This is a genomic window from Actinoplanes oblitus, assembly GCF_030252345.1.
In the GTDB taxonomy this organism is placed as follows: domain Bacteria; phylum Actinomycetota; class Actinomycetes; order Mycobacteriales; family Micromonosporaceae; genus Actinoplanes; species Actinoplanes oblitus.
Map to the genome: position 1 here is coordinate 934416 of NZ_CP126980.1, position 17142 is coordinate 951557.

Below are 17142 nucleotides of genomic sequence, written 5' to 3' on the forward strand. Positions count from 1 at the left end.
CGGTGCCGATCACCCAGTGTGATCGGCACCGGCGGGTCTCTTTATTTACTGATTCGCACTCATGCATTTACTTCCCGATCGAGTGGATCTAGCATCGCAGCGATTGATCGCGGCTGCGCGGGGGAGTGCATGATGGTCGGCCACGAACGGCGGGCGCGGTATGCCCATTTCGGGTCCATCTTGGATGGTCGGTTTCCGCGCGGCGGGTTCGTGATCGGGCGTCTGGCTCGGGCGTCGCGGTCGCGGTGGTCGTTGGCGGTGGTGGCGGCCGCGGCGGTGACGGCGTCGATGATGTCGGTTCCCGCGCTGGCCGCGGAGAGGCCCGCGCCGTTGAAGGCGCAGGCCGAGAAGCTCGATCACGACGGCGGTGAGGTGGCCGGCCGTGGCTGGGCGGAGCATCCGGGTAAGCAGGTGGACCTGCCGGCTCCGGTGTGGCCGGCGGCGGGGTCGGCCGTACGCGTGACGCCGAAGGCGGGTCTGGCCCGCAGCGCGGCCGTGGCCTCGGGGATGACCGCGGCGGTGGTCGATCGCGGTGCGGTGCCGGCGCGCTGGCGGCGGGGCGTGGTGGTCAAGGTGTCGGCGCAGGCCGCGGGCACGGCCAGGGTGGCGATGAACTACGACAAGTTCCGGTACGCCTATGGCGGGAACTGGTCGTCGCGGCTGCGGTGGTGGCGGCTGCCGGATTGTGCGCTGAGCACACCTGACAGGGCGGGTTGTTCGCCGACCCTGCTGCCGTCGGGCAACGATGTGAGCAGCACGACGGTGACCGGTGAGGTGCCGGTGGCGGCGGCGAGGACGGCGATGGTCGCGCTGGCGGCGGCGCCGTCGGGTGACTCGGGGGATTTCGGTGCCACGCCGCTGTCGTCGTCGTCGACCTGGTCGGCCGGTGGTGCTACCGGTGACTTCACTTGGTCGTACCCGATGCGCGCGCCGAATGGGAACAACGGCCCGCAGCCGGGTCTGTCGTTGTCGTATTCGTCGTCAAGTGTGGACGGCCGGTCGTCGGCCACGAACAACCAGCCGTCGTGGATCGGTGAGGGTTTCGAGTTCTCGCCGGGTTCGGTGGAGCGGCGTTACGTGTCGTGTGATGACGACAAGTCGGGGTCGCCGAACAATCCGGCGCATTCGTTCGAGCAGTGCTGGCGGTCGAACAACGCGACGTTGTCGCTGGGTGGCAGCAGCACCGAGCTGATCTACGAGGCGGGTAAGGGCTGGCACGGCCGGTCGGAGAACGGTTCGAAGGTCGAGTTGCTGACCGGTGCGGATAACGGCGACGACAACGGTGAGTACTGGAAGGTCACCACCAACGACGGTATCCAGTACTTCTTCGGGCTGAACAAGCTGGCCGGGCAGAGCGATGCCACGAATTCGGCGTGGACCGCGCCGGTCTACGGCAACCACGAGGGCGAGCCGTGTCACAAGAGCGCGTTCGCCGACTCGGACTGCAAGCAGGCGTGGCGGTGGAACCTCGACTACGCGATCGACACGCACGGCAACACGATCTCGTACTGGTACGGCACCGAGTCGAACAAGTACGCGCAGGAGGGGTCGGCGTCCAAGACGGTGTCGTACATCCGGGGCGGTTATCTGAGCCGGATCGATTACGGCACCTGGGATCGGGGTGCCGGTGACCGGTCGGTGGCGGCGCTGGCGCAGGTGAACTTCGAGGTCGGTGACAGGTGTCTGGCCGACTGCTCGACGCATGACGGCGGCCACTGGCCGGACACGCCGTGGGATCAGGAGTGCAAGGCCGACGCGGCGACGTGTGACGAGTACTCGCCGACGTTCTGGACCACCAAGCGGCTGACGAAGATCAGTACTCGGGTGTACGACACGTCGAAGGCGGGCGGCGCGGGCTGGCAGGACGTCGACTCGTGGACGCTGGAGCACAGTTTTCCGTCGCCGGGTGACGGGCAGAAGGGTGGCCTGTGGCTCAAGTCGGTGACGCACACCGGCCTGGTCGGTGGCACCGCGGCGATGCCGGCGGTGACCTTCGACCCGGTCGCCAAGCCGAACCGGGTGCTGACCAAGACGAACACCACCAACAACTGGCTGCGGATGGCGGCCGTGCACACCGAGACCGGCGCGATCCTGCAGGTCAGTTACTCGCAGCCGGAGTGCTCGGCGGGCAACCTGCCGTCCTCGCCGCAGAACAACACCAAGCTGTGCTACCCGGTGATCGGCCCGGACCCGTACAGCACCTCGGGCGCGGACATCACCGAGTGGTGGCACAAGTACGTGGTCACCCAGATCACCGAGATGGACGTGCAGCTGGCCGACGGGCATCAGGCGCCGGCGAAGAACACCTATTACACGTACGAGGGTGACCCGGCCTGGCACTACGCCGACGACGACGGGCTGAGCAAGCCGAAGTACAAGACGTGGGACCAGTTCCGTGGCTACAAGACGGTGTCGACGCGGGTCGGTGACACGAACCAGACGCTGACCCGGACCACCTATTTCCGGGGCATGCACGGTGACAAGCTCGCGCCCTCCGGCGGCACCCGCAGCGTGACAGTGCCGGCGTCGCTGGGCTCGGAGACGGTGTACGACGAGGACCAGTTCGCCGGCATGGTCCGTGAGCAGGTCGTCTACAACGGTACCGAGGACAAGCCGGTCTCCAAGACGGTGAACGTGCCGTGGCTGTCGGCGCCGACCGCGTCGCGGACGATCAACGGGGACACGGCCACCGCCCGTTACGTGAACACCGCGAAGGTGTACACCGGTACGGCGCTGGGTGTGAACGGCTCGCGCGGCTGGCGGGTCAACAGCACCTCGACGACGTTCGACTCCTACGGCATGCCGGTCGCGGTGCAGGACAACGGTGACGACGCCAGGTCCGGTGACGAGAAGTGCACCACCACGACGTACAACCGGAACACCGCGAGCAACCTGCTGTCGCTGCCGAGCCGGGTGACCACCACGGCGCTGGCCTGCGGGGTCAAGCCGACCAGCCAGGACCAGATGGTCGACGACGCGGTGACCTTCTACGACGGCGCCACCAGCGCGAGCACCGCGCCGGTGCTGGGCGACCTGACCCGTACCGATCTGATGAAGGACTGGACGCCGGCCGGTGGCACGGTGTGGCTGACCAGCGGTCAGGCGACGTTCGACAAGTTCGGCCGGCAGGCGACCGAGACCGACGCCCGCGGGCTGACCGTCACCAGCACGTACACCCCGGCCGCCGGGCTGCTCACCCAGAAGACCGAGACCAGCGGCATGGGCTGGGTCACCACCACCAAGCTGAACCCGGCGTGGTCGTCGGTGGTGCAGATCTCGGATGTCAACAAGCGGATCACCGACGTCGCGTACGACCCGCTCGGGCGCACCACGAAGACCTGGGACGCCGGCTGGACCAAGGCGGACCACCCGTCCCAGCCGGTCGCGGCGTACACCTACCACTTCGACGCGAACCGCAGCAGCTACCCGTGGGTGAAGTCGACGACGCTGAACGCGGCGGGCGGCACCAACGACTCGTACACCATCTACGACGGGTTCCTGCGCTCGCGCCAGACCCAGCGGATCGCGGTGGGCGGCGGCCGGGTGGTCGCCGACACCCTGTACGACCAGTACGGTCAGGCGTACCTGGCGTTCGGCGCGCACGCCGAGCCGGGCAGCCCGTCCGGCACGCTGTGGTGGGAGCCGGAGTGGTCGGTGCCCACCCAGACGCTCACCGAGTACGACCGGGCCGGCCGGGCCACCGCCAGCGTGTTCCGTTCCGGTGACGGCGTCACCAACATCGTCGACAAGTGGCGGACCACCACCAGTTACGAGGGCGACCGGGTCACGGTGGTGCCGCCGGCCGGCAGCACGCCCAAGACCACGGTCAGCGACGTGCAGGGCCGCACCGTCGAGCTGTGGCAGTACAACACCGCGGCGGGTGTCGCCGGTGGGCACGACACGGTCAAGTACGGCTACGACGCGAAGAACCGGATGACCTCGGCGGCCGACGCGGCCGGCGACACCTGGACCTACAAGTACGACCTGCTCGGCCGCCAGATCGAGACCGTCGACCCGGACAAGGGCAAGACCACCTCGACCTACAACGACCTCGGTGACCTGCTCACCACCACCGACGCCCGCAACCAGGTGCTGGCCTACAGCTACGACTCGCTGGGCCGCCAGACCGGCGTCTACGACGGCAGCGTCGCCGACGCGAACAAGCGGGTCGAGCTCAAGTACGACAAGCTCGCCAACGGCCTGACGCTGAAGGGCCAGGTCACCGAGAAGACCCGGTACGAGACGGCGGCGGACGGCACCCGCCAGCCGTACACCTGGCGCGCCACCAACTTCACCCAGCGCAACCAGGTCAGCGGCGAGCAGTGGATCATCCCGGCGGCGGAGACCGGGCTGGGCGGAACGTATGTGTACAGCCACTCCTACTCGCCCTACACCGGCGCGCCGACCAGCCTGACCTATCCGGCCGCGTCCACGCTGCCCAGCGAGGGCGTCGAGACCGCGTACGACAAGACGACGGGCCTGCCGACCACCCTGACCTCGCTGTGGTCGACCGTCGGCACGTACGTGGCCGGGCAGGACTACAGCGCGTACGGCGAGCCGACCTCCACCATGCTCAAGATCACCGGTGGGGTGTACGCGCAGCAGACCCTCGCCTACGAGCTGGACACCCGCCGGGTGCACCAGGTGCGGGTCAAGCCGGAGACCGCCACCGGCACGGTGGCCGACCGTACCTACAGCTACGACGCGTCCGGCAACATCCAGCAGGTCACCGACGCCCCGCAGGTGGGCCAGACCGACATCCAGTGCTTCGTCTACGACTCGCTGATCCGGCTCACCTCGGCGTGGACGCCGAAGGCCGGCGTCGACTGCAAGACGACGGCGCCGTCGCTGGACAACCTGGGCGGACCCGCGCCGTACTGGATCGACTGGACCCTCGACGCGCTGGGCAACCGCACCAAGGAGGTCTCGCACAGCGCCGCCGGTGACACCACGCGCGGCTACACGGTGCCCACCGCGGGCAAGGACGTCATCCGCCCGCACGCGGTCACCGGCATGACCACGACCAGCCCGGACCAGAGCAGCGTCACCGTCGGCTACGGCTACGACGCGGCCGGGAACATGACCAGCCGGCCCGGTGACACCGGCACCCAGACCATCACCTGGGACGCCGAGGGCCACGCGGTCAAGACGGTCGAGGGCACCAAGGTCGCCACGAACCTCTTCGACGCCGACGGGACCCGGCTGATCCGGCGCGACAGCACCGGCACCACACTGTTCCTGCCCGGCCAGGAGATCCGCCGCAACGGGGCCAGCACCACCGCCAACGACGCGACCCGCTACTACAGCTTCGGCGGCACGGTGGTCGCCTCCCGCACGGTCGCGGCGCAGAGCCTGACCTGGCTGTTCAGCGACCACCAGGGCACCCAGTCGACGGCTGTCAACGCGTACACCCAACAGGTCAGCATCCGCCGGCAGACGCCCTACGGCGCGCCGCGCGGCACCAACCCCGCGTGGGTCAACGGCAAGGGCTTCGTCGGCGGCGACATCGACGCCACCGGACTGACCCACCTCGGCGCCCGCGAATACGACCCATCACTGGGCCGATTCATCTCGGTCGACCCGGTGCAGGACCTGACCGATCCACAGCAGTGGAACGCGTACTCGTACTGCGGCAACAACCCGATCACCCAGGCCGACCCCACCGGCATGCGCGGCGACGACCTGTTCTACGGAACGGCCGGTGCCGCCAAGCGGGAGAGCAACGACTACACCAAGGACCCGACCAGCGGCGGCGCCGGTGACGGCAACGACGGCGGCGGCAACAACGGTGGCGACAACAACGGCGGCGGTAGTTCCTCGGGCGACGGTGGCGGCGGCAACGGCGGCAGCGGAAGCCACAACCAGCCCAAGCCCAAGAAGAAGGCCTGGTGGCAGCGCGGCATCGACTGGGTCGCCGAGAACAAGAACACCCTGGCGGGTGCGGCAGTCGGCATCACCACGTTCGTCGGCTGTGAGGCGCTCACCGCGGGTACCGGAACCGTCGGATGCATGATGGCGGCCGGAGCCGCGGGCAAGATGACGACCGACGCCTTGGACGGCAACATCCACGGGGTCGGCGATGCCATCAACTCCTTCAACACCGGTGCGGTCGAAGGCCTGCTGGCCGTCCCGCTGGCCGCCGCCGACCTGGTCAGCCAGGCTGGCAACATCGCCGGCGACATCAAGGAAGGCGACTGGGCCGGCGCGACGGGGCACAGCGCGCTGGCGGCACTGGACGTCCTGACCGTGGTGGACGGGGTCAAAGGCCCCGGCAAGTGCATGCACAGCTTCACCGCCGTCACGCCGGTGCTGCTCGCGAACGGCGACAGCAAGCCCATCGGCGACATCGAGGTGGGCGACGAGGTCCTCGCGACCGACCCGCAGACCGGCCAGAACGCCGCCGAACAGGTCGAGGTCCTGCACGACAACGTCGATGAGGACTTCGCCGACCTGACGGTCCAGCTCACCGACGGCACCTCGTCGGTCATCAACACGACCGCGCATCACCCCTTCTGGGATGAGACCGACCAGAAATGGACCAACGCCGCCGACCTACCGACCGGCCACCACCTGCGCGACCAGGCCGGCCACGACGCGGCGACGGTCACCAACGTGTACGCCTACCCCGGCGCGCACCACATGCACAACCTCACGGTCGCCAATCTGCACACGTACTACGTGCTCGCCGGTGACACGCCGGTGTTGGTGCACAACTGTGGTGATACTCCCGCACCGGCGATGGCGGATAAGCCTCTCGGGCCGAAGACCGCTAGGGAGACTACCGAGTCCCTCGCCGGGCAGTTAGGGGATGCCTTGGGTGTTCCGGTCAAACCCGCCAAGGGCGATGGTTTCACCATGTCGATTCCCAACAAGCCCCGGAATCTAGTGCTCCGGGTGATGCATGCCGGAAGTGGTGGACGCGAGTTTCCGTACTGGAGGCTCTCGGTTGAAGGTAAGGAGTCGTTCACGCGGACGGGGGAGCGTTCGAACGATCCCAAGCAGATACATGTCGACATCGACGGAGACTCGTTCCAGACGATAATGGGTATCGTTAATGGGGTCAGGCGATGAACAGCGACATTCTTGTCGACCGGCTTTGGGGTGGCAAACTTGAGTCCACCTGGTTCGATGTGGCGGCCGGGCGGGCGGATCTCGTGATCTCGACCACCAGTGACGACGATGTCCGTCGATTCCGGGTCGTGGCTGACTCGTTGCGCGAATTCCGTTTCGAGACGGACGGAGGAGGGCGGCCGTGGTTCTATGCGGAGGTGACTTCCGCCTTCATTGAGGAAGTGGCGGAGGGGTTGGTTCGCCTGACCTTGGTCCTGTGGTCAGAGGCTCACGAAATGGTGATATCGGCGAAGTCGATCACGATCGAGGAAATGCTGACGTAGCGAAGCGCACGGGTTATGTTCCCCCGGTCGGGTCGGCAGCTCGGCCGGGGAGCGCCCGTCAGGGCGGCGGCTGTGGCGCCGCCCGGCCACACCCGCCGTTCTGGTGGCAGCCGGGATCACCGGCGCCGGCGGTCACCGGCGTCCCGCCGCTCCGATCACATGCGGGCAAGATCGTATAGAGCGCGGCCCGGCTTATGATCCAACAAAATCGAACATTACCGGCCGCATATTGACTGTTTCGATCAGGGCGGCGTAACTTCCGAAACATCAATGACTCGACGTATGTCGATGTCCTCAGCTCCGTCCGCCACCGATGGGAGCACCCTCAGCATGTCCAGAAAACGCTCTCTGATCGTCGCGGCGATCAGCCTGGTCGTCGGGCTGATCGCCGCACCGAGTCCGGCGAACGCCGCCGGAACACTGCCGTGCGACATCTACGCCTCGGCGGGCACGCCCTGCGTGGCCGCGCACAGCACCACCCGCGCCCTGTTCGGCGCCTACAGCGGCCGGCTCTATCAGGTCACCCGGGCCTCCGACGGGGCCACCCACGACGTCGGCACGCTGGCCGCCGGCGGCTACGCCAACGCCGGCGACCAGGACGCCTTCTGCGACGGGAGCACCTGCCGGATCACCAAGATCTGGGACCAGACCAGCCGGCACAACGACCTGTCCGTCGCGCCCGACGGCGGGGCCGGCAGCGGCGACCGCGGTGCCGGCGCCGGCGTGATCGCGGTGACGGCCGGCGGCCACAAGGTGTACGGCATCTGGGGCACCCCGGGCGTCGGCTACCGCTACACCGGCGTAGCGTCCGGCGTCGCCGTCAACGGCCAGCCCGAGGGCGTCTACATGGTCGCCAGCGGCACCCACGTCGGCTCCGACTGCTGCTTCGACTACGGCAACGCCGAGTCCACCCCGTACGACACCGGCAACGGGCACATGGACGCCGTCAGCATCGCCACCACCTGCTACTTCGCGCCGTGCCAGGGTTCCGGCCCGTGGATCGAGGCGGACCTGGAGAACGGCATGTTCCAGGGCGCCAACGGCTCGAACCCGAATCCCGGCAACAACTCGGCCTTCGTCACCGCGGTGCTGAAGAACAACGGCCAGACGACGTACGCGCTCAAGGGCGGCAACGCGCAGTCCGGCGGCTTGACCACCTGGTGGAACGGCTCGCTGCCCACCGACAAGCCGGGCTACAAGCCGATGCACCAGGAGGGCGGCATCATCCTGGCGATCGGTGGCGACAACTCCAACCGCAACCGGGGCACCTGGTTCGAGGGCGCGATGGTCTACGGCTACCCGAGCGACGCGGCGGAGAACGCCGTGCAGGCCAACGTGGTCGGCGTCGGTTACGCCGGGCAGACCCACATCCCGAACGGACCGCAGGGCACCGTCACCGGCCCCGGCGCCAAGTGCGTGGACGTGGCGGCCGACGACACCGGGGCCAACGGCGCCGCCGTCCAGCTCTGGGACTGCCAGACGTACGCCGAGGACCAGCACCTGACGCACTTCGCCGACGGCTCGCTGCGCACGCTGAACCGCTGCGTCGACGCGACCGGCAACGGGACCGCCAACGGCACCCTGATCCAGCTGTGGGACTGCAACGGCGGCGGTGCCCAGAAGTGGATCCAGCAGGCCGACGGCTCGCTGCGCAACCCGCAGTCCGGCCGCTGCCTGGACTCGCCGAACGGCAACACCGGCAACGGCTCCCGGCTGCGGCTCTGGGACTGCAACGGCGCGGCGGCGCAGAAGTTCGCGGTCAACGCCGGCGGCGTCGTGGGCACGCCCGGCGGCAAGTGCACCGACGTCGCCGGGGACGACACCGGCGGGAACGGTACGGCAGTGCAGATCTGGGACTGTCAGTCGTACGCCGTCGACCAGCACTGGTTCCACCATTCGAACGGGGCGCTGCGCACGCTCGGCCGCTGCCTCGACATCGTCGGCAACGGCACGGCCAACGGCACCCAGGTCGAACTCTGGGACTGCAACGGCGTCGGCGGCCAGGTCTGGCAGCAGCAGGCCGACGGCTCGCTGCGCAACCCGCAGTCCGGCCGCTGCCTGGACGCGCCGAGCGGCGCCACCGGCAACGGGACCCGGTTGCGGATCTGGGACTGCAACGGCAGCGCGGCGCAGAGGTTCGCCCTGACCTGACGGATCGGCAAACCGCTTTCCGGTACGCACGGAACCGCTCCGGGCGTACCGGAAAGCGGTTTTCAGATCAGGGTGAGAAGGCGGCCGGCGACGTGCTCGGCGCCGGAACCGAGCAGGATCGTGTAGTGGTTGACGTCCGGCACGAGTTCGGCGTCGACGCCGGTGAGCTGCTCGGCGCGGTACAGGCCGGTCTCCTCGTCCATCAGCCCGCGCGGCGCCCAGAGCAGCGGGAACGGTGCCGGACGCGGGTGGCGCAGCATGTCGGCGGCGTCGCCGCGGATCGCCTCGATGCGGCAGGACGAGCCGCTGCCGGTGAAGTCGCGCAGGAGGTACGCCTCCAGGTCCGGACCCCAGTAGCGGCCGAGCGCCGGGTTCTGCCGGAAGTAGGCCAGGTACTCGGCGGCCGACCCGAAGGTCATGGCGAGCCGCCGCATGGCCGGGCCGATCACCGCCTCCAGCGCCACGTCCACGTCGACGTCCGCGGGCACCCCGAGGCCGATCCCGCCGTCGACCATCAGCACCGGCCCGGTCCGGTCCGGGTGCCGCGCCGCGGTGGCCGCCACCACGAACGCGCCCATCGAGTGCCCGACCAGCGGCGCCTTCCCGACGCCGAAGTGACTGGCGACAGCGATCAGGTCGTCGGCGTGTGTGTCCATCCCATACGGTCCCGGCAAACCCGCGGAAAACGCCCGGCCGCGCAGGTCCGGCGCGACCAGGTGCACCTTGCCCGCGCAGGCGCGGGCGACGGCGGCCCAGGAGAGCGCGTTCGCGGTGATCCCGTGCGCGGCGATCACCACCGGTCCGTCGGCCGGCCAGCTCAGCACCCGCAGCGTGCCACCGGCCACCGCTACGTCGATCTCCTCCACGGAACACCACCTCCCAGGTCAGTGCGCGGTCCAGCCGCCGTCGATGATGATCGACGAGCCGGTGATGAACGAGGCCGGGGGACTGCACAGGTAGGCGACCATCTCGGCCACCTGCTCCGGCTCGATCAGCTTCTTGATCGCGGCCCGCTTCAGCATGATCTTCTCGACCACCTCGGCCTCGGCGATCCCGTTGACCGCGGCCTGGTCGGCGATCTGCTTGTCGACCAGCGGGGTCCGCACGAACGCCGGGTTCACGCAGTTCGCTGTCACCCCGTGCTCGGCGCCCTCCAACGCGGTGACCTTGGAGAGCCCCTCCAGGCCGTGCTTGGCGGTCACGTAGGCGGCCTTGTACGGCGAGGCGATCACCCCGTGCACCGAGGAGATGTTGACGATCCGGCCCCAGCCGCTGTCGTACATGTGCGGCAGCACCAGGCGGATCAGCCGGAACGGCGCCTCCACCATCACCCGCTGGATCAGCGCGAACCGGTCCGTGGGGAACTCCGGCAGCGGCGCCACGACCTGCAGGCCGGCGTTGTTCACCAGTACGTCGACGTGTGCCGGGAACGCGTCGACGGCGTCCAGGTCGGCGAGGTCGGCGGCGATCGCCCGGCCGCCGATGGCGGTGGCCACCTCCTTCGCCGCGTGCTCGTCGATGTCCACGGCCAGCACCTCGGCGCCCGCCGCGGCCAGTCGTTCGGCGCAGGCGCGCCCGATGCCGCTGCCGGCGCCGGTCACCAGCGCGGTACGTCCCGTCAGGTCGAGGTCGACCACCCGTGCCGTCGTCATGGCGGTGACCGTACGGACCAGCGACGGCGGCGAATATGTGCGCGACCCACACAAGGGCAAGTCCATCGATGTGCATGACGACGGTGGCCTGCGTCACTCGCCGCCTCCTACCGTGTGGCCACACCGAAAGTCTTATTAACGGAAGGCGTCCGATGAGGGGCTTGACGACAACCCGGCGCACACTCTTGGGCGCCGCGCTGACAGCCGTCGTGGTGACCGCGAGCGGCTGCGGCAGTCCGCGGGGATCCGCCGGGGACGATGCCGCGATCGATGTCGGGGTGGTCTACTCCCAGTCCGGCCCGCTCGCCAGTTACGGCGCGCAGTACGCCGAGGGGTTCAAGGCCGGCCTGGCGTACGCGACGAACGGCACCGGCAAGATCGGTGACCGGGCGATCAACGTGACCTGGACCGACGACGCCGGCGACCCGGTCAAGGCGGTCTCCGCCGCGAAGGACCTGATCGGCAAGGGCTATCGGGTGCTCGCCGGCTCGACCAGCTCCGGCGTCGCGCTGCAGGTCGCGCCGCTGGCCGCGGAGAACAAGGTGCTCTTCGTCTCCGGTCCGGCGGCGACCGACGGGATCACCGGGGCCAACAGGTACACCTTCCGCTCCGGTCGCCAGTCGTACCAGGACGTGCTGACCGCCAAGGCGTTCCTCGGCGAGGGCAGGAAGGTCACCGTCTTCGCCCCGGACTCGGCGTTCGGCAAGTCGAACGTCGACGCCGTCACCAAGGTGCTCGGCGGCGCGGGCGCGACGGTGACCAGCATCGCGGTGCCGGCCGGCGCCACCGACTTCACCCCGTTCGCCAGCCAGATCAAGGCCGCCGAGCCGGACCTGGTCTTCGTCGCCTGGGCCGGGACCACGGCCGGGGCCATGTGGCAGGCGCTCGACCAGCAGGGCGTGCTGGCCGGCACCAAGGTGGTCACCGGCCTGGACATCCGGGCCTCGTGGGCCGGCTTCGGGGCCGGCGGCGCGAAACTGAACCTGCTCGCCCACTACTTCGACGGCGCCGTGGACAACCCGGCCTACCAGGCGCTCAAGGGCGCGGTACCGGGCGGCAGGACCGACCTGTTCCACCCGGACGGCTTCGCCGCCGCGCAGATGATCGTGCACGCGCTGACCGCCGGCCCGGACGACGTGGACAAGATGGTCGGCGCGCTGGAGGGCTACCGCTTCGACTCGGTCAAGGGCGAACTCACCGTCCGGGCCGAGGACCACGCGCTGCTCCAGCCGATGTTCCAGGCCAAGCTGACCGGCACCGGCGACGCGGCCACCGCGACGCTGACCGGCACCGTCGACGCCGAGGCCGCCGCACCGCCGGTCGCCGCGATGAAGGGCTGAGACGGATGACGGCCCTCGCCGTCGAGGGGGTGTCGTGGCGGATCGGCGCGGTGCCGATCGTCGACGACGTGACGCTGGAGCTGGCGCCGGACGAGTTCGTCGCGCTGATCGGACCGAACGGCGCCGGTAAGACGTCGCTGTTCAACCTGATCAGCGGGCTGCGCCGGCCCAGCGCCGGCCGGATCCGGCTCGCCGGGGACGACGTGACAGCGCTCGCGCCGTACCGTCGGGCCCGGCGCGGCCTGGGTCGTACCTTTCAGACCTCGGCGGTCTTCGGTTCGCTGACCGTCGCCGAGAACGTCGCGCTCGCCGTGCAGGCGCGGCGCGGCGGCGCGATGCGCGCCTGGAGCCGCCGCGCGGACCGGGAGGTCACCGCCCGTGCCGCCGAGATCCTCGCCGAGGTGCACCTGGAGCACCGCGCCGGGCGGGACGCCGGATCGCTGGCGCACGGCGAGAAACGCAAGCTGGAGATCGCGCTGCTGCTGGCCGGCGAACCGCGGGTGGTGCTGCTGGACGAGCCGATGGCTGGGGTGAGCACCGAGGAGGTGCCGACCCTGGTCGAGGTGATCCGCGGACTCACCGCCGGCACCGGTCGCAGCGTGCTGATGGTCGAGCACCACATGGACGTGGTGCTCGACCTCGCCGACCGGGTCGCCGTGCTGCACCACGGCGCGCTGCTCGCCTGCGACAGCCCGGACGCCGTGATGGCCGACGCGTTCGTGCAGCGGGCCTATCTGGGGGAGGGATGGTGAGCGCGCCGATCCTGCGGGTCACCGGGCTCTCGGTACGCCTGGGCGGCTCGCACATCCTGCGCGGCGTCACCTTCGACGTCGCCCCGGCCGGGGTCACCGCCCTGCTCGGCCGCAACGGCGTGGGCAAGACCACCACGTTGCGCGCGATCCTCGGCGAGGTGCCGGCCGAGGGCTCGGTGGCGTTCGGCGGCCGGTCGATCCAGGGCCGGCCCACCCACCGGCTGGTCCGCGACGGCCTGGCCTACGTGCCCGAGGACCGCTGCGTCTTCGCCGGCCTGACCGTTGCCGAGAACCTGCGCCTGGCCGAACGGGTCCCGGACCCCGACTACGCACTGGTCCACGAGCTCTTCCCGGAGCTGGAACAGCGCGCCCAGCAGCGGGCCGGCACCCTCTCCGGCGGTCAGCAGCAGATGGTGGCGATCGCCCGGGTGCTGCTCAACCCGAACCGGCTGCTGCTCGTCGACGAGCCCACCAAGGGTCTCGCGCCGGCGGTGGTCACCTCGGTGGCGACCGTGCTCGGCCGGGTCGCCGAGCGGGTGCCGGTGCTGCTCGTCGAACAGAACCTCGCGGTGGTCCGCAAGCTCGCCACCGACGCCGTGGTGATCGAGACCGGGCGGGTCGCCTGGCGTGGCCCGGCCACCGACCTGCTCGCGGACGGCGACGCGACGCGATCCCTGCTCGGCGTCGGGAGGCACTGACTTGTCCACTGTGGTTCTGCTGGCCCTGACCGGGCTCGGCCTGGCGGCGCTCTACTTCCTGATCGCCTCCGGCCTGTCCCTGGTTTTCGGCCTGGCCGGGGTGCTCAACTTCGCGCACGGCCTGTTCCTCTCGGTCGGCGCGTACGTCACCTGGTGGTCCGCCCCGCACCTGGGCCTGCCCCTGGCCGTGGTGGCCGGCGTCGTCGCGGCGGCGGCCACCGGCGCGCTGGTCGAGCTGGCGATGATCCGCCCGCTCTACGCCCGGCACACCGAGCAGGTGCTGGTCACCGTCGGGTTGTCGCTGGCCGGGGTGGCGCTGCTCCAGTCGATCTGGGGCGCCGACGCCCGGGTGTTCCCGGCCTTCGCGTTCACCGGGAACGTCACCACGGTGCTCGGCGCCCAGGTGCCGGACGACCGGTTCCTGCTGATCGGCGCCGCCGTCCTGGTGCTGGCCGGCCTGCTCGCCTTCCTCCGCTTCACCCGGTACGGCCTGGTGATCCGGGCCGGCGTGGAGAACCGGACGATGGTCAAGGCGCTCGGCATCGACGTCCGCAACGCGTTCACGCTGGTCTTCGCGATCGGCGGCGCGCTGGCCGGGCTGGCCGGGATCCTCGGCGGGATGTACTTCACCTCGATCTCGCCGGGTCAGGGCGGCTCGCTGCTGATCTTCGCGTTCATCGTGGTGGTGATCGGCGGGCTCGGCTCGGTCACCGGTTCGGCCGTCGCCGCGGTGGTGGTCGGCCTCCTCCAGCAGTTCGTGAACTACTACGGCGCGTCAGGTGCCGGCGACGTCAGCGTGGTGGCCCTGCTCGCCATCGTGCTGCTGCTGCGCCCGGCCGGGATCGCCGGAAAGGCGGCGACCGCGTGAAAAGGTCAGTGCCCCTCGTGTTGTTGCTGGCGGCGATCGTGCTGCCGTGGTCGGCGCTGTCCGTGCCGGGCCTGTTCGACGGCCCGCTCAACTCGCCCGGCACACTGCAGCTGCTCGCCGTCTGCCTGGTCTTCGGTGGCCTGGCCCTCGGCTACGACCTGCTGTTCGGCCGGGCCGGCCTGCTCTCCTTCGGGCACGCGCTGCACATCGCCGGCGGCGCGTACGGGGTCGACATCCTGGTCAGCCACTACGGCTGGCCACTGTGGACCGCCATCGCGGTGACGGTGCCGGCCGTCGCGACGCTGGCCGCGCTGCTCGGCTCGGTGGCGCTGAAGACCTCCGGGATCGCGTTCTCGATGGTCACGCTCGCCTTCGCGCAGGTCGGCCACATCCTGGTGAACCGGGACCCGGGCGGGCTCACCGGCGGCGAGGAGGGCCTGCCGCTGGCCACGGCGGGGCTGCCCGGCGGCCTGGTCGGGGTGGTCAACACGGTGAACCTGTACTGGTTCGCGCTGGCGTTCCTGGTGGTCACCGTGCTGGTGGTGCACGCCGTCGACCGGGCGCCGCTGGGCCGGACCCTGATCGGCCTGCGCGACGACGAGCGGCGGATCGCTGTGGTCGGGCTGTCGCCGTACCGGTTGAAGCTGCTCGCCTTCGTCGTCTCCGGCGCCCTGGCCGCGCTCGGCGGCGCCGTCTACGTCCTGGTGGCCGGCGGTGCGTCACCGCACGTGGCGTCCTCCGAGTTCACCCTCGCGCTGATCGTGATGGCGGTTCTCGGCGGCGCCGGCACCCGCTGGGGCGCCGTCGCCGGCGGCATCCTCTACGCGTTCCTGGACCAGCGCCTGGCCCACCTCGGCGGTCGGCTGCCCGGCCCGCTCGGGCAGCCGCTCTTCGTCCTCGGCACGCTGTTCATCCTGGCCGTCTACTTCGTCCCGGGTGGCCTGGCCGGCCTGCGCGCCCGCGTCGAACCGATCCGCCGCGCCCTGCGCCGCCCCGCCGAGGCCGCCTCCTGACCTCGCCCGAAACCCCCATCCGGTACGGCTGGGCGAAGTCCCGTGGCTCGACGCGATGTCCGCTCCGGGTCACGGCCGCGAGGCACCGCCGGGCTGAGTCCCGGTGCCGGGAGCGGGTGCCGCTGTGGCGGTGACGACGAGAGGCCGGCGCCACCACGGGCGCCGGCCTCTCGCGTACCGTAAATCGGGTCCGGGTTATTTCTTGGTGACGACGACCTTCTTGCCGGACGCCTTGATCGTGTAGGCGACCTTGACGCCGGTCCACGGGTTGCGGGCGCTGATCCGGACACCGCCGGTGACGGTGGTGACCGCCACGACCTTGACCTTGGCATCCTGGTTGAACCTGGTGACGTCCCGCTTGACCACCTTGCGCAGCACCGAGACGCGCACGGTGTGCTTGTTCGCCGCGACGCGCACGTCGGCGGCGCTCTTCTTGGCGAGCTTCCGCACGTCGGTGCCGAGGTCGAGGTATGCCAGACCCTTGTCCAGGGTGGCGCTGCCGATCGTCTGCGCGGTGGTCGGCAGGGTGACGTGCTGGGCGCCGTAACGCCAGGTGAAGGCGACGGTCATGTAGCTCGAGTAGCTGATCTTCGCGCTGGTCAGCACCCCGGCCGCGGACACCTCGTAGGTGTAGGCGCCCTCGTCGTCGTCGTCGAACCGGTAGGTGGCCGAGTTGTCGGTGTGGGTGACCTTGGTGCCGGCGTACTCGGTGTCGTCGGTCAGCACGGTCGACGGGTCGGCGCTGTTGTCCCTGGTCCACGACGTGATGTTCAGCGACGGCCGGGCGGCGAACACGTACTTCACCGAGGGCCGGCGCATCATCTTGACGGCGGCCTTCTCCCGGGCCGTGCTCAGCGACGTGTAGACGCCCTTCCGGGCGACCGCGTACTGGGTCTCGTGCTGGTAGGGCACGTCGATCCGGGTGTACGCGCGGCCGCCGGCCGGGTCGGTGACGAACGTGCCGCTGCCCGAGCCCTGCCGCTCGCTGGTCATCCGGAACGAACCGGCCCAGCCCTTGGCGGCCGAGGCGCCGGTGGAGCCGGCCACGGTCTTGAGCGCCGCGGACATCTGGGAGGCGGTCAGCTGCGTGGTGGTGTCGGCCGCGAAGGCGGCGGCCGGGGCGGTCAGCAGGCCGGCCGTCACCGACGCGGTGGCCAGCAGCAGAGCGGGCCGGAGAGTGCGGAGCACCAGGTGGTCCTTTCGGGGTGTCCGTGGATCGGAGGTTCGGACGATACGTCATCGTCACGGCGTCCGGCAGGGGCGTTTCGGCCCTT

The 17142-nt window shown here is 70.1% G+C and carries 11 protein-coding genes; 8 read left to right on the plus strand and 3 right to left on the minus strand.

All coding sequences use genetic code 11. The annotated features are described in order from the left end of the window. The first annotated feature begins 258 nt into the window (after positions 1-258). From Actob_RS04225 to Actob_RS04235, 3 genes are all read left to right on the plus strand, one after another. Positions 259-7071: an RHS repeat-associated core domain-containing protein gene (locus Actob_RS04225; protein WP_284922228.1), complete on the plus strand. Its 6813-nt coding sequence runs from the start codon at positions 259-261 to the stop codon at positions 7069-7071. Then, positions 7068-7394, plus strand: a complete 327-nt coding sequence (locus Actob_RS04230) for a hypothetical protein (RefSeq protein WP_284918729.1) — start codon at positions 7068-7070, stop codon at positions 7392-7394. The genes Actob_RS04225 and Actob_RS04230 overlap by 4 nt, the downstream gene beginning before the upstream one ends. Before the next feature lie 330 nt (positions 7395-7724). Next, positions 7725-9545, plus strand: coding sequence for an arabinofuranosidase catalytic domain-containing protein (locus tag Actob_RS04235; RefSeq protein ID WP_284918730.1), 1821 nt, complete (start codon positions 7725-7727; stop codon positions 9543-9545). 62 nt (positions 9546-9607) lie between these two features. Here Actob_RS04235 and Actob_RS04240 read toward each other — a convergent pair whose 3' ends face one another. Then, on the minus strand, positions 9608-10411 hold the full coding sequence (locus Actob_RS04240; RefSeq protein ID WP_284918731.1) for an alpha/beta fold hydrolase: 804 nt from the start codon (positions 10409-10411) through the stop codon (positions 9608-9610). 18 nt (positions 10412-10429) lie between these two features. Further along, on the minus strand, positions 10430-11197 hold the full coding sequence (locus Actob_RS04245; protein WP_284918733.1) for a 3-hydroxybutyrate dehydrogenase: 768 nt from the start codon (positions 11195-11197) through the stop codon (positions 10430-10432). Between the two features lie 152 nt (positions 11198-11349). Here Actob_RS04245 and Actob_RS04250 point away from each other — a divergent pair, with 152 nt between their 5' ends. Genes Actob_RS04250 through Actob_RS04270 form a run of 5 tightly spaced genes read left to right on the plus strand, consistent with a single transcriptional unit; the run spans position 11350 to position 15868 of the window. Then, a complete protein-coding gene (locus Actob_RS04250) occupies positions 11350-12537 on the plus strand; it encodes a substrate-binding domain-containing protein (protein ID WP_284918734.1) in 1188 nt (395 codons plus the stop codon). A 5-nt stretch (positions 12538-12542) separates the two neighbouring features. Further along, positions 12543-13289 (plus strand): ABC transporter ATP-binding protein, encoded by a 747-nt coding sequence (locus Actob_RS04255; protein ID WP_284918735.1) that lies wholly within the window; start codon positions 12543-12545, stop codon positions 13287-13289. Further along, on the plus strand, positions 13283-13987 hold the full coding sequence (locus Actob_RS04260) for an ABC transporter ATP-binding protein (protein ID WP_284918736.1): 705 nt from the start codon (positions 13283-13285) through the stop codon (positions 13985-13987). The genes Actob_RS04255 and Actob_RS04260 overlap by 7 nt, the downstream gene beginning before the upstream one ends. Position 13988: 1 nt before the next feature. Continuing rightward, positions 13989-14855, plus strand: coding sequence for a branched-chain amino acid ABC transporter permease (locus Actob_RS04265; RefSeq protein WP_284918737.1), 867 nt, complete (start codon positions 13989-13991; stop codon positions 14853-14855). Then, positions 14852-15868, plus strand: coding sequence for a branched-chain amino acid ABC transporter permease (locus Actob_RS04270; RefSeq protein WP_407653559.1), 1017 nt, complete (start codon positions 14852-14854; stop codon positions 15866-15868). The genes Actob_RS04265 and Actob_RS04270 overlap by 4 nt, the downstream gene beginning before the upstream one ends. Before the next feature lie 195 nt (positions 15869-16063). Here Actob_RS04270 and Actob_RS04275 read toward each other — a convergent pair whose 3' ends face one another. Continuing rightward, positions 16064-17056 carry a hypothetical protein gene (locus Actob_RS04275; RefSeq protein ID WP_284918740.1) on the minus strand — a complete coding sequence of 331 codons (993 nt, stop codon included), beginning with the start codon at positions 17054-17056 and terminating at the stop codon, positions 16064-16066. Between the last annotated feature and the right edge of the window lie 86 nt (positions 17057-17142).

What these genes read in the sequence shown, in the direction of transcription:
- Actob_RS04255 (WP_284918735.1), top strand. Translation starts at nt 12,543, where the DNA reads ATGACGGCCCTCGCCGTCGAGGGGGTGTCGTGGCGGATCGGCGCGGTG.
- Actob_RS04230 (WP_284918729.1), top strand. Translation starts at nt 7,068, where the DNA reads ATGAACAGCGACATTCTTGTCGACCGGCTTTGGGGTGGCAAACTTGAG.
- Actob_RS04245 (WP_284918733.1), bottom strand. Translation starts at nt 11,197, where the DNA reads ATGACGACGGCACGGGTGGTCGACCTCGACCTGACGGGACGTACCGCG.
- Actob_RS04250 (WP_284918734.1), top strand. Translation starts at nt 11,350, where the DNA reads ATGAGGGGCTTGACGACAACCCGGCGCACACTCTTGGGCGCCGCGCTG.
- Actob_RS04235 (WP_284918730.1), top strand. Translation starts at nt 7,725, where the DNA reads ATGTCCAGAAAACGCTCTCTGATCGTCGCGGCGATCAGCCTGGTCGTC.
- Actob_RS04260 (WP_284918736.1), top strand. Translation starts at nt 13,283, where the DNA reads ATGGTGAGCGCGCCGATCCTGCGGGTCACCGGGCTCTCGGTACGCCTG.